At 56.5% G+C, this 14,041-nt stretch carries 11 protein-coding genes; 8 read left to right on the top strand and 3 right to left on the bottom strand.

What is annotated here, in order from left to right; genetic code table 11:
• The first annotated feature begins 328 nt into the window (after positions 1–328).
• From RBB75_RS03785 to RBB75_RS03775, 3 genes are all read left to right on the top strand, one after another.
• Positions 329–1,435: a glycosyltransferase family 2 protein gene (locus RBB75_RS03785; RefSeq protein ID WP_179639394.1), complete on the top strand. Its 1,107-nt coding sequence runs from the start codon at positions 329–331 to the stop codon at positions 1,433–1,435.
• 172 nt (positions 1,436–1,607) lie between these two features.
• Positions 1,608–2,837 (top strand): O-antigen ligase family protein, encoded by a 1,230-nt coding sequence (locus RBB75_RS03780; RefSeq protein ID WP_353069581.1) that lies wholly within the window; start codon positions 1,608–1,610, stop codon positions 2,835–2,837.
• Positions 2,838–2,894: 57 nt separating this feature from the next.
• The gene (locus tag RBB75_RS03775) at positions 2,895–4,058 is read left to right on the top strand and encodes a glycosyltransferase family 4 protein (RefSeq protein WP_179639392.1); all 1,164 of its coding nucleotides are present in this window, start codon (positions 2,895–2,897) and stop codon (positions 4,056–4,058) included.
• A gap of 54 nt (positions 4,059–4,112) precedes the next feature.
• On the opposite strand, the gene RBB75_RS03770 is transcribed toward RBB75_RS03775, so the two are convergent.
• The 3 genes from RBB75_RS03770 to RBB75_RS03760 form a co-directional block, all read right to left on the bottom strand.
• Positions 4,113–6,410 (bottom strand): tetratricopeptide repeat protein, encoded by a 2,298-nt coding sequence (locus RBB75_RS03770; RefSeq protein WP_179639391.1) that lies wholly within the window; start codon positions 6,408–6,410, stop codon positions 4,113–4,115.
• A gap of 121 nt (positions 6,411–6,531) precedes the next feature.
• Complete coding sequence (locus RBB75_RS03765) at positions 6,532–7,194, bottom strand: exosortase C-terminal domain/associated protein EpsI (protein ID WP_353069579.1); 663 nt, start codon at positions 7,192–7,194, stop codon at positions 6,532–6,534.
• Positions 7,191–8,099 (bottom strand): exosortase/archaeosortase family protein, encoded by a 909-nt coding sequence (locus tag RBB75_RS03760; RefSeq protein ID WP_179639389.1) that lies wholly within the window; start codon positions 8,097–8,099, stop codon positions 7,191–7,193. The genes RBB75_RS03765 and RBB75_RS03760 overlap by 4 nt, the downstream gene beginning before the upstream one ends.
• A gap of 464 nt (positions 8,100–8,563) precedes the next feature.
• On the opposite strand from RBB75_RS03760, the gene RBB75_RS03755 reads away from it, so the two are divergent.
• From RBB75_RS03755 to RBB75_RS03735, 5 genes are read left to right on the top strand one after another with little or no spacing between them, the layout of a single operon-like run.
• The gene (locus RBB75_RS03755) at positions 8,564–9,268 is read left to right on the top strand and encodes a polysaccharide biosynthesis/export family protein (protein WP_257031158.1); all 705 of its coding nucleotides are present in this window, start codon (positions 8,564–8,566) and stop codon (positions 9,266–9,268) included.
• A gap of 8 nt (positions 9,269–9,276) precedes the next feature.
• The gene (locus RBB75_RS03750; protein ID WP_179639388.1) at positions 9,277–10,608 is read left to right on the top strand and encodes a hypothetical protein; all 1,332 of its coding nucleotides are present in this window, start codon (positions 9,277–9,279) and stop codon (positions 10,606–10,608) included.
• Between the two features lie 9 nt (positions 10,609–10,617).
• A complete protein-coding gene (locus RBB75_RS03745) occupies positions 10,618–12,150 on the top strand; it encodes a GumC family protein (protein WP_179639387.1) in 1,533 nt (510 codons plus the stop codon).
• A gap of 1 nt (position 12,151) precedes the next feature.
• Complete coding sequence (locus tag RBB75_RS03740; protein ID WP_179639386.1) at positions 12,152–13,069, top strand: ExeA family protein; 918 nt, start codon at positions 12,152–12,154, stop codon at positions 13,067–13,069.
• The gene (locus RBB75_RS03735) at positions 13,066–14,034 is read left to right on the top strand and encodes a CpsD/CapB family tyrosine-protein kinase (protein WP_353069576.1); all 969 of its coding nucleotides are present in this window, start codon (positions 13,066–13,068) and stop codon (positions 14,032–14,034) included. The genes RBB75_RS03740 and RBB75_RS03735 overlap by 4 nt, the downstream gene beginning before the upstream one ends.
• Positions 14,035–14,041 lie beyond the last annotated feature (7 nt).

Genomic DNA, 14,041 nt, shown 5'->3' with positions numbered 1-14,041 from the left:
TTAGTCGAGAGAATTGGATTTGCCAGCTGCGATCGTTACGCGAAGTCCCCTGAAAGGGGTAGGTGGCCCGTTTTGGAGTCGAAGTATCATTACGTGATGCTATAGCCGACTAAGAGAACGAAAATGCCATTCGGGTCGCATCCTGATCCGGCAGCATCGTTTAGTAGAATGACGTCAATCGAGGGATCGTGAAACCTGGAGCTGGTATTTTGAGGATTGCAGGTTTCGGCAGGTGGAGGCCGATTGTTTCCTCTGACGCGAACCAGTACTTTCGTTACCTATTTCATCTTTCTTTAACTGGCGGTGTTGGCAACAACGGGACTGAACGGTGAAGTTTATTTTCTGGATTTGCCTCGCGCTTACCGGCTATGCGTACTTTGGCTATGCCGTTCTGCTGTCGATCTGCGTGTACCTTCGAAAGCAATCCATCCGGAAAGCAGACTATACGCCTGGTGTTTCTATCATCATGGCTGCGCGCAACGAGGAGGTAAATCTTCCATCGAAGTTGGAAAACCTCCGTATGTTGAACTATCCAAAGGAGCAGTTCGAAATAGTTGTTGCCTCGGATGGATCGACGGATCGAACCGCCGAGATTCTTCTGGAACAGTCTCCGCCTGTTGTCGCTATTCTTCTGGAAGAGTCCGGTGGCAAGGCGCGGGCTTTGAATGCTGCGGTCAGTCGCGCCAGGGGGGAGATTTTGGTTTTTCTGGATGCGCGGCAGTCTCTTGAACTGAACGCGATCTCGGAACTCGCTTGCTGTTTTGCCGATCCAACTGTGGGTGCAGTGAGTGGGGAGTTGTTACTTGAGAACTCTGGAGTTCATTCGCACGAAGGGCTCGGCATCTACTGGAAGATCGAAAAGATGGTGAGGAAGCTTGAATCTGCTTCGGGGTCAGTGGTGGGAGTGACCGGCGCGATCTACGCGATTCGCCGGGAGCTCTACGTCGCGATTCCTCCCGGTGCGATTCTGGATGATGTCTTTGTTCCGATGAATGTAGCGCGACAGGGGAAACGGGTTGTTTTTGAACCGGCAGCGATTGCGCGGGACCGATTTTTTAATGAAAAGGGGAAGGAGTTCTCTCGAAAGGTCCGTACCTTGACCGGGAACTACCAATTGCTGCAACTGGCTCCTTGGCTGCTCTCTCCGTCAAACCCGCTTCTCTTCCGCTTTGTCAGTCACAAACTGCTGCGGCTGCTGATTCCGATCTTTCTTCCGCTGATGTTGGTAGCTTCCGGTGTCGTGGGAGGGCCTTTTTACGGCGCAATCTTCTGGCTTCAAGTGCTATTCTACGTTGCAGCCGCGTGCGGATCCTTGATTCCGTCCGCCAAGAGATTCAAGCCCGTTGGCATCGCCAGCACCTTTGTAATGCTCAACGCGGCTGCGGCACTTGCCTTTTTTAACTTTGCGGCAGGGCGGAAAAAAGTATGGCTCTAATGGCTAACGCGGGTCTGTGGCGTCGAGTCTGTCTGGAAAGGTTTGCCGTCAGCGGGAAGGGTGAACTTTGGGACTAGGAATCGGACATTACATTCCGTTGGTCGCATACCTCGGGTTCTGGGTCATGTGTATCGTCTCTTTGACTGGACGCCCTTTGTTGGGCCTTTATTACATGATTCCTTTCCTGCCCTATCGCACGATGCGGGATCACTTTTTGGATTATCCGCTCGGCGGCAACGTGCTGACCATTCTGGTGTTTGCAGTCATCGTTGGTGCCCTGATCAAAGGGAAATCGATTCCTAAGTCGCCGCTCTATCCCCTATGGCTGATGTTCGGTATCTATCTTTACCTTACGATGTGGGTTGGTTCGGCACTCGGCACTGCTCCTCCGCCGATCTGGATCGACGACCAGAACTTTGCGGCGTGGAAAGACTACATTCTGATCCCGTTGATCTTCGCCGCGACTGGTATGGTCGTCGAGGATCGGAAGGCGGTGCGGATGGTGATCATGCTCACGGCGTTTTCCCTCCTGGCAATCGACAAGAGTTGTTTGCTGGAAAGCATGTCCCGGAGCTGGGGTTCCTTCGATGAGAATAAAAGAAGCGTGGGGCCGCTTGGGTACGGTTCGAATCAGACGGCAGCCTTTCTCGCCCAGTTCGCCGTGTTCTTCTGGGGTTTTGCCCAGTTTGTCAAAAAAATGAAGCTTAAGCTGATCTTCTATGGACTTGTTGCCTTGACGATCTTTGCCGACCTGTACACGTTCTCCCGAGGATCGTACGTGGCCCTCATCGTCAGCGTCGTCATTCTTGGACTATTGAAGGACCGCAAGCTTATCGTGATCGCTGCAGTCTTTCTCGTAACGTGGCAAGCTATTGTTCCGACTGCAGTCCGCGAACGTGTCGATATGACTCACAACTCCAACGGGAAGTTGGAGGATTCGGCTCAGGAACGGATTACCTTGTGGAAGGACGCAGAGGAATCCATTATCAGCTATCCGATCTTCGGCATTGGCTTCGCCAGCTTTGCCTTGTCGACTCACTTTGACGGGCTGAGAGACACCCATAACTGGTACGTCAAAGTGATGGTGGAGACAGGAATCGTCGGTACGATCTTCGTGCTTGTTTTACTGCAGCAGATGCTTGCCGTGGGATACCGGCTCTTTAAACGAGCCGAGGACCCGCTGTATCGGGGGCTCGGGCTGGGATTGTTTCTCGCCATGTGTTCCTGTGTCGTCGCGAATCTCTTTGGCGATCGATGGACTTATCTCGAGATTACAGGCTTGCTTTGGGTCCTTGTGGCAATCTCGATTCGAGCGCTTCAGCTGACCGAGACCGAAGCCGCAACGGAAGCGGCTATCCCCGAAGTGACCACGCCAACCAACCCGTTTTTGGCGTACCGGTGATGTGTCAGTCTGTCCGGCGCCCACAGCTTCCTTGGCTTTGGGAAACTCTGAACAAGCATGATTAGGCCGCTTCACCTTGAGGAATCGAGCGGGGACGCGGCGCATGCCGAACTGCCTCACGTGCTGCTCGTGCTCGATCAGTTCCCCAAAACACTGGGGGGCGGCGAACGGATCGTACTCAAGCTTGCAGCACTTCTGCCGCAGTATGGATACCGCGTATCGATCCTGACGTTCTCTGCCCATCCCGAAAGCGCCGGGCTGAAGTCGCCGCCATGCTCTATATATCTTTTGCCTCTGCAGCGCACGTACGATTTGACGGCGATGCAAGGCAGCTTTGATCTCAGAAGATTCCTCAAGAAGCAGCGAATTCGGATCGTTCAGACGTTCTTTGAAAGCTCCGATATTTGGGCAGGATTTGTAACCAAAGCGATGTCGAGCGCTAAGCTCATCTGGAGTCGAAGAGATATGGGCATCCTTCGAACCGGCAAGCATCATGCAGCTTATCGTCTGATGGCAGGCGCTCCCGATAGGGTGTTTGCCGTCTCCGAACAGGTGCGTCGGCACTGCATTGAGGTCGATGGCATCGATCCATCGCGCGTGATGACGGTCTATAACGGACTCGATCTGGCGGATTGGAATGCGAACGCCGGATCAGCAGGACGAGTTGGAGAATCGGTCGTGGCGACGGTTGGTAATATTCGACGGGTAAAAGGGCACGATGTTTTCATCCGCGCCGCCGCCTCTATCGCAGAGAAGTTTCCCGACGCTTCGTTTCGCATCGCCGGCGATGTTCTGGAGCCAGAGTATTTTGCGGAGTTGCAGAAACTGGTCAGCGAACTAAAGCTGTCCGACCGCTTCCACTTCGTTGGAGGCGTGACCAATCTGCAAGACTATCTCTCCACCGCCGAGGTCTTCGTGTTGCCATCACGGAGTGAAGGCTTTTCGAATGCGATTGTCGAGGCAATGGCTGCGTCCCTTCCTGTAGTCGCCACCAATGTTGGCGGCAATGCGGAGGCGGTACAGGATGGTGTGAGTGGAATTATTGTGCCGCCGGAGGATTCTGCTGCTCTGGCGGCTGCGATCATCAGCCTGCTCTCCGATAACGCGAAGGCAAAGCAGATGGGAATAGAGGGAAAGAGACTGGCTGCAGAGAAGTTCACGACCGAGGCCATGATGAGCCAGATCACCAGCGTCTACGATAGCTTGCTGCAGGGAGAGTAATCCTCCGGAGCCGTATCGGAGCCGATGGCAGTATCGGGAGCTCGAAAGAAGCGTTTAGCCTAACAGCGCGAGTTCTTTGTCGGCATCCTTCGCGGTCTGCGTGTTCGGAGCCAACGCCGCCGCCTTCTTCAGATGAGTCATGGCATCGGCGGTGTTGGACAGCTTGGTGTAGGTCATCCCGAGGTGATAGTGGATGGAAGCGCTGTTGGGAGCCGCCTTGAGGGCATCCTCGAGAAGATCCCGCGCGGAAGCAAAGTTACCCTTCTGATAGTAGATCCAGGCCAGGGTATCCGCTGTGTTTGGAGATGAGGGCATGGCGCGCCGCGCAATCTGGGCCAGAGAGAGAGCAACGTCGAGGTTCTGTCCAGTGTCCACCATCAGGTAGGCAAGATTGTTGGCGGCAATGGGCTGCTCGGGCTGGACGGCAAGCGCCTTTTTGTAGCTGGCCATGGCTCCGTTGCGATCGCCCTGCGACTCCTGCATGGTCCCCAGCATAGTGAAGCCCTGAGCATCGGTGGGATGGTCGGTGGTCCATTGCTGCCACTTGGCCACGGCCTTGGCGGGATCGCCAGCGGTGACTTCAGCCCGGGTGTAGGTGACGACCGCCGCGTTGTCGTTCGGGTTCAGCTGTAACGCTTTCTCTGACGAGGCAAGCGCGTCTTTCGCATCGCCTGTGCTCAGCTGCAGCTCTGCCAAAAGGTTGTACATGTCGCCGTTTTGCTGTGACTTGGCGATTTGGTCCTGCACTCGGCTGAGTGCCTTCGCTGGCTGCTTTTCAAACACGAGAGCAGAAGCCAGCAGTCGCAGAGCGCGGGAGGAGTTGGGATTCAGCTCGAGTGTCTGTTCGAGCAGGGTCTTGGCTTCAGGGATCTTCTGCTGGAAGAGGCGCAGCTGCGCAAGCTCCAGATAGCCAGTGGAGTTCTTTGGATCCAGCTTGATGGCCTGATGGAAGTCCGCGTCTGCTTTGTCGAACTCCTTCTGGCTGCCTTCGGCGATACCGCGCCAGATATAGGGCCCCGCGATCTGTGGGTTGATAGAGATGGCCGTATCGGCTACCTGATGAAGCGTGCTGAAGTCGTGGGTGTCGATCGAGATTTCGGCAAGACCGGCTTGCGCCTCCAGACTTCCCGGGCTGAGTTTGGCGGCATCTCGGAAACTCTGCTGCGCAACGCCCATATCGCCTTTGGCGCGGGCTGCCCGGCCGAGCCAGAGCTTGACAACCAGATTGTCGGGGTTGGCCTTGGCTGCCTTCTGCAGCGCGGCAAAGGCATCGGCCGACTTGCCATCGTTCAACAGAAGCATACCGTTGAGAACCGCAACCTCAGGAATATTGCTGTCGGTTTTAGATAATTCCGCGCCGACCGTCCTCGCCTTGGGAAGGTCTTTGTTCAGAATCAAAAGTCGCAGATAAGCGATCTTGAGTGGCGCACTCTTCGGATGTTTCGAGACGAGGTCTGCATAGGCGGTCTCCCCCGCGGCAAGCTGGTTGGTGCGGATGTAGTAAGTAGCCAGCATTCCTGCACCGCTCTCAGAGTCAGAGAGATCCTCCGATGCCTGGTGAAGAGTCTGCTCAGCCTTGGCCGTGTCCTTTTGCCGCAGGTAAAGATCCGCGAGGCTGGCGCGCGCCATTACGCTCTTCGGATCGGCAGCAATGGCTGCCTTCATCTGATCCTCGGCGCCCTGGAGATCCCCCTTCTTTTGTAGAAGCGACGCCAGGACGACACGCGCGGTTACGTTCTTCCCGTCGAGGGAAACGGCTTTGCGGAGCTGGTCTTCCCCGGCGGCAGCCGTGGTGGGATCGTTGCTTTGCAATAGACCGAGGGAGGCATGGAATGCTGCGCGATTTGGGTCTGCGGCCAGAGCCTGCTGAATTTGCGCCAGCGCCTCGATGCGATCCCCTTTGGCCGCGGCGATGCTGGAAAGAAGAGCATGGGCGTCGGCGTTATTGTTATCGATGGCGAGGACCGCGGTGGCCTGTGCGGAAGCCCGGTCGATCTGTTTGCCGGCGAGCAGTATGTTGCCCAGATCTATACGCGCTTGCAGGTTGCCCGGCTGCAGATCCACCGTGCGCATCAGCTCGCTGTACGCGGGCATGACCGAACCCTGCTTGAGAAAGACCTTTGAGAGCTGGTAGTGAGCGTCGGCGTAGTTACGGTCGACTTTGAGGGCGTTGGCGAACTGGATCGTCGCCTCTTTGAGTTTGCCCTGGTCGGCGTAGCGTTTGCCACTTTCGAGATAGCGCAGCTTCTGCTTGTTGGGATCGCGATGACAGCCCGCCGTGAGCCCAAGAGCCAGCGAGACGGCAAGCACTGTTGAGATTCGACGGGTTGCCAGGGGGAGGGTGGTTCGCATCACGCATTTCCTCAACTGTTCTTCTAACGGTCTTGTTATTCTCGCACTGTAATTGATACTGTCGCGGCCCGGCGTGGCTATGCGATATACAACTTATGTGAAAGATTGATCTGCCGGCTCTTTAGTCGGGAATGAACCGGGGCAGATTGGGTGCCATCTGTTGGGTGAACAGGGTGGCCCGGTCCCTGGCGCTGTCTAACGACTCTGACGGCAGGACCTGGGTGATGACCCGGACCAGGGCGCCATCCGTGCGGTTCGTGCGGATCGCGTCGGTGACCATGTAGAGCTTTGCTTTGTACTCGTTGGGAATGCTGCGGCCGTGCGCCTGATACCAGTAGATAACAAACTGTTTAATATCTCCGTTGCTGATAACGTATTCGCCAACCTTATATTGCTTGCCGTTGATGTCCTTGAGGCTGGTGTATCGCTGTGAGTCGAAGGTCCAACCGGCACCCGGCAGGCAGTTCTGCGGAGAGTGCATGGTCTGGCCGGTGCGCTGGCTGGCGAAGTAGCCGATAAAGAGGGTGATGGGGGCTTTTGTCACTGGGCTACCAACCGTCGTTGGTTGGCTCGCGTAGACGCGATTGAGAAAGTCGCCTTTACCTAGAACGGCAAGGGTATCGTCGGAGAGCGGGATATCCTGCGCAGTCCAGTCGCCGAAGCGCTCCGGCATCTGGCTAAGCGGCTGGCTCGCCGGGATGCGGTCGGCGTCGCCTCGGCTCTGCAGAATAAAGGCCGTCGAGATGAGTAAAAGGAGAACAAGCCAGAAGCGTGGAGATCTCATTTGGGTTGTGCCTTTACGGGGGAGATCAGCTGCATGGCCCGGTGAACCAGGTAGAGGCAAGCCAGAGAGATAACGAACATGACCCAGCCGGAGAATTCGTGGAAGAAGCCCAGCGCTTTTTCGGGATCCCAGTACTGGACGCACAAGCCGGTACCGACGATACGCGCCACGTTGGCCGCAACCGCGATGGGAATGCTGGCAAGAGCAAGAATAATGCGGCGCCGATTGGTCCGCTCCAGAAAATAGCCATAGAAGACCGCAAGGGTGAACAGGCTCATCAACGAGCGGATGCCGCTGCAGGCCTCGGCGACCTCCAGCTTCATCACCGGCAGCTCGATCACATTGCCTTCGTGGAGGGTAGGTACTCCGAGCAGCGGAAGAATGTCACTGGCGATCCGCGAGGCCAGCAACTGCAGCGGGAAGGTGATCTGGTTGAAGAGGATTGCGGGAAAGGGAATCGCGAGGACAAGAACCAGAAGAGGAAAGCGGAGGGCGCGGACCATCGCCCATCCAAAGAAGGTCCAGATCAGGCCTGTCATCAAGAAAATAAAGGACATGCGCGAAGTGAAGAGTTCGACGCCATAGACGCCAAGGATCAAAACAGCGATGGAAAAAACAACCAGCGGAACTCCAAACCAGCTTTGGCGAATTGGGATGGTCTGGAGCACCTTGCGCTTATCCCAGATGAGAAAGGCGGCGAAAAAGGGCACAAGGAAGCCATGAGAGTAATCCGGGAGCGTGAACCAGTCGTATACCAGTTTGATAGCGACGCGGTAGTACAGAACGACGATCAGGAGGACGATCGAGGCGTAGGAGATCCAGCCCAGCCGGGCTGAAGCGCCCGAAGGGGAGGTAAGGGGCTCTGGATTGGCCTCCTGCGCGGCTAGATCCACGGCATAGGGCATGATGTGAGTTGTCCCCGGTGTTGCTCGTATGACGTTATACTTCACCTGATCCTTGTAAGCAATTCACGTGCCTCTTCCTGGAACTTAGGTTTGTTCACAGGGTTAGAGTTTATCGACACAAAAGTGGTAGCAAGGATACGTCCTATGGGAAAAAGTTTTCATACTTGCACTGATAATCTGCACACCATGGGGAACTAAGGAGGGTAGCGCGGCAGTTTTCCCGTCAGATACTTATACTTTCCGGTTTTCTCGCGGGAAAAAGGACGAGGTGCAGATTTTGGCCATTGCGTTGCTAGAAGCTATAGTACCGCCGGTAGAAGATTCGGGGTCTTCACAGATCCTGAAGCGACGGGGTATTAGGGAGTATTCCCTGGGCATGAACTTCTAAATGGATTCAAGGCGATTTACCCTCACGCGCAAAGGGGATGCGTCAGAATAGATGAGTGAATCCACGGCGACTGGACATGAGGAAGGTTGAGGGCTATTCGATGAAGCGGTTTTGTTCCATAGGCGCGTTGCTGCTGCTGCTGCCGGTTGCGGCTGGGTCACTCGCAGCACAAGGCATACCAGAACCTGCGGCCACAAAAGGTGCAGCACCGAATGCTACGTCGGCGAACCAGCAGACGGCCGCCCCCGCCACGCCGAACGCTCCCGCAACGGCGAGTGCAAACTATGCAGGTCCGATGGAAGCGTCGCGTTATGTTATCGGTCCGGAAGATTCCCTGCAGATCACTGTCTGGAAGGAGCCTACGCTCTCGGGCACGATTCCGGTGCGGCCAGACGGAATGATCTCAATGGTGCTGGTGGGAGACATCCCGGCGGCCGGAATGACGCCGACTGGGCTTTCGACCGACATCAGCCAGCGGCTCAAAAAGTACATTCAGGATCCCGTGGTTACGGTGGTGGTCCTCGGAGTCAACAGCCAGCGGATCTTTCTGGTGGGTGAGGTCGTGAAGGTCGGCCCCGTCGTCATGACTCCAGGAATGACACCGCTGCAGGCGATCGTTACCGGCGGCGGTCTTACCCAGTTTGCGAACTCGAGACGCATCTACATCCTTCGAACCGTTGCCGGCAAGCAGCAGAAGATGCCGTTCAACTACAAGCAGGCGCTCAAGGGCGAAAATGCGGGGGTCTCGCTTCTTCCAGGAGACACAATCGTCGTCCCATGAAGGAAGGTATGAGGATTCAACCACTGATCTTTGGCTTGTTGCTGGCGATGGTTCCTTCCTTCGCACAGGGCCAAGCCGTGCCGACCGCAGAGTCGTCGATGTCCTCGACTTTGGGTCCAAATCTGCCCAATCTCGATGGTCTCTTTCATTACTCTCTCAGTGCCGGGGAGGTGATTCAGTTCGGATACTACGGGGCTGGGGAGACATCGTACTCGACCAATCTTACCGGCAATGCCGCTTACACCTCCCGCAGCACGGTGCGACCTTTCAGCCTGCTCGTCGCAAGCGGTGTTATCTTTGGCAACCAGGGGGGGCAGGGAACTAACGGCTTCGTGAACTTAGCGGTGTCTCAAGGATATGAAACCCGCCACTGGATCTTCAATATCTCGGACTCCTTTAGCTATCTGCCACAATCGCCCACGACGGGTCTATCCGGAATCCCTGGAGTAGGCGACCTCGGATCGATTCCCATTTCGGGTCCTGGCTCAGGACCAATCGGGACAATTCTGACGACTGCGGGCGATCGTATCGGTAACAGCCTGAGCGGCAGTGTCGAGCGGCAGCTCAACCACAATAATTCGATCAGCGGCAGCGGTACCTGGTCAGACCTTCATTATTTAGGCAGCGACGAAGAAGGGCTTGATACGAGCCAAGTCTCTGGCGTTGTCTCTCTGAATCATCGAATCGATGCGCGAAGCTCCGCCAGCGTCTCCGGCGTCTACTCGACGTTTTCCTACGGCAGCACGAGTACAGGCGTCAATCAACCTGACTTTCAAACTCGTGGTCTCAATGTTTCTTATCAACGGGTGTTGAGTCGAACGCTTAGCTTTAACGTCTCGGTCGGTCCGCAGTGGATTTCGAGCTCTGACAGTGCCCTTATTCCGGGCTCGACCAATGTATCTATCACAGCGGGACTCTCTTATAGTTATCAGAACTGGCACGCCGGCGCGAACTATGCGCGGGGAGCGAACGGTGGGTCCGGAGTCCTGCCAGGCGCCATCTCCAACACATTCTCAGGTTCTGCCGGCCGTAACTTTGGACGAGACTGGGTGCTTGGTTTAACTGCCTCTTACTCTCGAAGCTCCGGCCTGACGCAATACTCCACCGGTTCCTCCCCACCCTCGACCAATGAAACCTATGACACAACCTATGGCGGGGCTCAGCTTACCCGCCGGTTCAGTACTCATTTTTCTGGCTATGCAAGCTATACGGCAGCAAGCCAGTCATTCAACACCAATCTCGTGACGCCGGTCACACAAAACGTTCTCGACAGCAACTATCAAACAATTGGATTTGGAGTCACGTTTACTCCCCGTTCTACAAGTCTGGGGCAATTCTAAGGAGTCATCATGCTTGGCCATCGCGCATTGACGGTGCAGGACTACCTCACCATTCTGAAACGAAGATGGTGGATCCTTGCGATCCCGGCGATTATCTTTCCTATCGTTGGGTTCGCTCTCACGTTTCTGGTGCAGGCACAGTATATTTCGCAGACGCTGGTTCTGGTGGAGCAGCAGAAGGTTCCCGAATCTTACGTCAAGGCCGTCGTCACCGAGGACCTGAGCGGACGGCTGGCCTCCATGAAGGAACAGATCTTGAGTCGGTCCCGGCTGCAGCCAATCATCGAACGCTTCAACCTCTTCGCGAATGGAAAGCTGTCGATGGACGAGCGCATCGATCTGACCCGCAAAAACATCGGGATCACGCCTATTCAATCGGAGATTGCGCGAACGAACGGTCTGCCGGGATTCTTCATCTCCTTCAAGGCGAATGACGCGCGCACGGCCCAGTTGGTCTGCGGGGAGATTCAGTCGCTCTTCGTCAGTGAAAACCTCAGCGACCGGGCAGCATCGGCAGCAGGAACAACCGAGTTTCTGAAGAGTCAGCTGGCGGATGCTAAGGCCAAGCTGGACGAGCAGGATGCCAGACTCGCCAAGTTTCAGCAGACTTACATGGGCAAGCTGCCGGGCGCAGAGACGTCGAATATGAACATGCTGACCACCTTGAATACACAGCTGGATGCCGCGACCCAGGCACTGGCCCGCATGGAGCAGGATAAGAGTTATACCGAATCGATGTTGTCTCTGCAGCAGGCCCAACAGTCGCAGTCGACAGAGCGTGGAGCCCCGGCGCCGCAGACTCAACTACTGGAGTTGCAGCAGCTTGAAGCGCAGGAGTCTGAGCTCACGGCACGATACACCGATGACTATCCGGATGTCGTGACGGTGAGGAGAAAGATTAAGGAGTTGGAGCAGAAGATGGCTCAGGCCCCCGCCGCATCCGCGGCGCCACTTTCCTCGGCTCCTAAGCCGACCGACTCTCTCAGCGTACAGCAGATGCGCGCTCAACTGCGTGCAATGGAACAGGGGATTGCGCAGAAGAAGCGTGATCAGGCCGCGGTTCAAGCCGAGCTTAGGACCTATCAGGATCGCGTCGCCTCCAGTCCCGCCGTGGAGGAGGAGTACAAGAGCATTACGCGCGACACCAGCACTGCGCAGGCGTTCTACGACGATCTGCTCAACAAACTGAATCAATCCAAGATGGCAACCGACTTGGAACGTCGGCAGCAAGGAGAGCAGTTCCGAGTCATGGATGAACCTAATCTTCCTGAAGAACCCGCTTTCCCAAAGCGCTCAGTCTTCGCTCTGGGAGGCTTCGCGGTCGGCTTGGGATTAGGCTTGTTCATCATAGCCTTGCTCGAGTATCTGGATACGGCCGTTCGAAACGAGCGCGATATCTGGGCGTTTACCAAGCTGCCAACCCTCGGCGTCATTGGCTTTGCCGGCGAAGGGGAGCCGGTGGTCACGAAACGAAGCCTGTTCGGTCGTCGCAGCCCGGACGTAACCTCAGGCAGCAAGCCGTTGATGAATGCGGGGGGCTGAGATGTATAACACCTTCTTCAAACTTCAGAGTAGCCCCTTCGGAACTAGTCCCGACCCTCGGTTTCTCTACATGATGCCGCACACCCGGGAGGCGCTCGCCTGCCTGGAGTACGGTATCTCCGCACGCAAGGGTTTTACAGTCCTGACGGGCGAAGTGGGCACCGGCAAGACGACGCTGCTGCGCCGAGCGCTGAGCTCGTTCAGCGGCCGCAAGGTCTCGACGTCCTTCGTCTTCAACCCACGTCTGGACGTGCTGGACTTCCTTGAGTTTGTGCTCACAGACTTCGGCATTGTGCCGGCGACGCGAACCAAATCGGGCATGCTGCTGCAGTTGAATCGCTGGTTGATCGAACGCTTCCGCATGGAGGAGACCTGTGTGGTGGTCGTCGATGAGGCGCAGAACCTCTCTTGGGAGCTGTTGGAGGAGATTAGACTGCTGACCAATCTTGAAACCTCCTCAGAAAAGCTGTTGCAGATCGTGCTATCCGGGCAGCCGGAGCTAGACGAGAAGCTTCGCCACCCCAGTGTGAGGCAGCTCCGCCAGAGAGTCTCGCTATGGTGCCGTACGCAGGCTCTGACTGAGAGCCAGACCCACGCTTATGTAGCCGAACGCCTCAGGATCGCGGGTGCAAGCTGGCCGCTTTTTTCGATCGAGGCGCTTGATCTGATTCATCGTGCCAGCCGGGGAATTCCGCGCATCATCAACCTATTGTGCGAGCACTCGCTGATCGTCGCGTATGTCGAACAAGTGCAGCAGGTAACCGGGACTATTGTCGAAGGTGTAGCCGCAGAGCTTGAGCTGGAGGTGCAGCCGTTCATGATGTCATCGGCTGCCCTCGGCAACGGCGACAAACAGAACTCGAAGGAAGATAACTTTATGGCTGCTTTCAACAGAGAGCCGGGAGGGCACAATCGATGAGCCGCATCTACGAAGCACTCCAGAAGGCAGAGTCCGAGCGCAAGTTGGAGCGGCGCGAACCGGAGCCGCGCACTCCAGAGCAGTCGGTCCACTCCGCCATTTATGCGACCGCCGTGGCCACAGCCGAGGAAGAGCAGTCGAGTTTTACTTCGGCCGTTGAGCCTTATGTTGAGACGAGACCCTCGCCGGTCCAGCCACCTGTTCGGGTGGATCCAAATGCGCTTGATGTTAGTAAGATTCCCGTCCGCCCGTGGGCTCTGTCTCTTGAGCGTCTACCCTCCCTGCTGGAACGGGGTCCTGCAGTCGAGCAGTTTCGTAGCCTTCGCTCTCGAATCTTCGAACTCCGCGACATCACCCCGCTCAAGAGCATCATGGTGACCAGCGGCCTCCCACAAGAGGGCAAGAGCTTCATCTCGACTAATCTCGCATTGAGCCTGGCACGGCACAAGAGCAGCAAGGTGTTGCTGATCGACGGCGACATGCGGCGCTACACGCTCCATCAATTTCTCGGATGTGAGTCGCATCCCGGCCTCGCGGATTATCTTGCTGGCAAGGCGAGTCTGGCGGAGGTGATGCAGCGTTCGGAGCCGTTTGAGGGAATGACCTCGGGAACTGCCGCAATCACGCAGAACCTGACCTTTATTGCCGGCGGCAATGGCGGCGATAAGGCCGCAGATCTCTCCGGCAGCCCGCGCTTCGAAGAACTGATTCGACTGGCGGCGCCGCACTTCGACTGGATCATCGTCGACTCTTCGCCCGTCCTGCCCGTCTCCGATGCCGTCAACCTGGCCCGCGCCTGTGATGGCGTTCTGCTGGTGGCGCGCAGTGGACAGACGAAGTTTCCGGTTGCGCAACGCGCTCAGAGTGAGTTGAAAGCCTCAAACATCCTGGGGTTTGTCTTGAACGCTGTGCAGGAAGCGCCCCAGGTCGGCAGCTACTATGGATACGATGCCGCCAAACCGTAAGAGGGAG

Source organism: Tunturibacter empetritectus, assembly GCF_040358985.1.
GTDB lineage: Bacteria > Acidobacteriota > Terriglobia > Terriglobales > Acidobacteriaceae > Edaphobacter > Edaphobacter empetritectus.
The sequence above is the reverse complement of the archived record's forward strand: the minus strand, read 5'-3'. Positions and strand labels throughout refer to the sequence as shown.

Coding starts and splice junctions, on each gene's coding strand:
- RBB75_RS03765 (WP_353069579.1), bottom strand. CDS start 7,194: ATGAGATCTCCACGCTTCTGGCTTGTTCTCCTTTTACTCATCTCGACG.
- RBB75_RS03740 (WP_179639386.1), top strand. CDS start 12,152: ATGTATAACACCTTCTTCAAACTTCAGAGTAGCCCCTTCGGAACTAGT.
- RBB75_RS03780 (WP_353069581.1), top strand. CDS start 1,608: ATGATTCCTTTCCTGCCCTATCGCACGATGCGGGATCACTTTTTGGAT.
- RBB75_RS03770 (WP_179639391.1), bottom strand. CDS start 6,410: ATGCGAACCACCCTCCCCCTGGCAACCCGTCGAATCTCAACAGTGCTT.
- RBB75_RS03775 (WP_179639392.1), top strand. CDS start 2,895: ATGATTAGGCCGCTTCACCTTGAGGAATCGAGCGGGGACGCGGCGCAT.
- RBB75_RS03750 (WP_179639388.1), top strand. CDS start 9,277: ATGAGGATTCAACCACTGATCTTTGGCTTGTTGCTGGCGATGGTTCCT.
- RBB75_RS03745 (WP_179639387.1), top strand. CDS start 10,618: ATGCTTGGCCATCGCGCATTGACGGTGCAGGACTACCTCACCATTCTG.
- RBB75_RS03760 (WP_179639389.1), bottom strand. CDS start 8,099: ATGCCCTATGCCGTGGATCTAGCCGCGCAGGAGGCCAATCCAGAGCCC.
- RBB75_RS03755 (WP_257031158.1), top strand. CDS start 8,564: ATGAGGAAGGTTGAGGGCTATTCGATGAAGCGGTTTTGTTCCATAGGC.
- RBB75_RS03735 (WP_353069576.1), top strand. CDS start 13,066: ATGAGCCGCATCTACGAAGCACTCCAGAAGGCAGAGTCCGAGCGCAAG.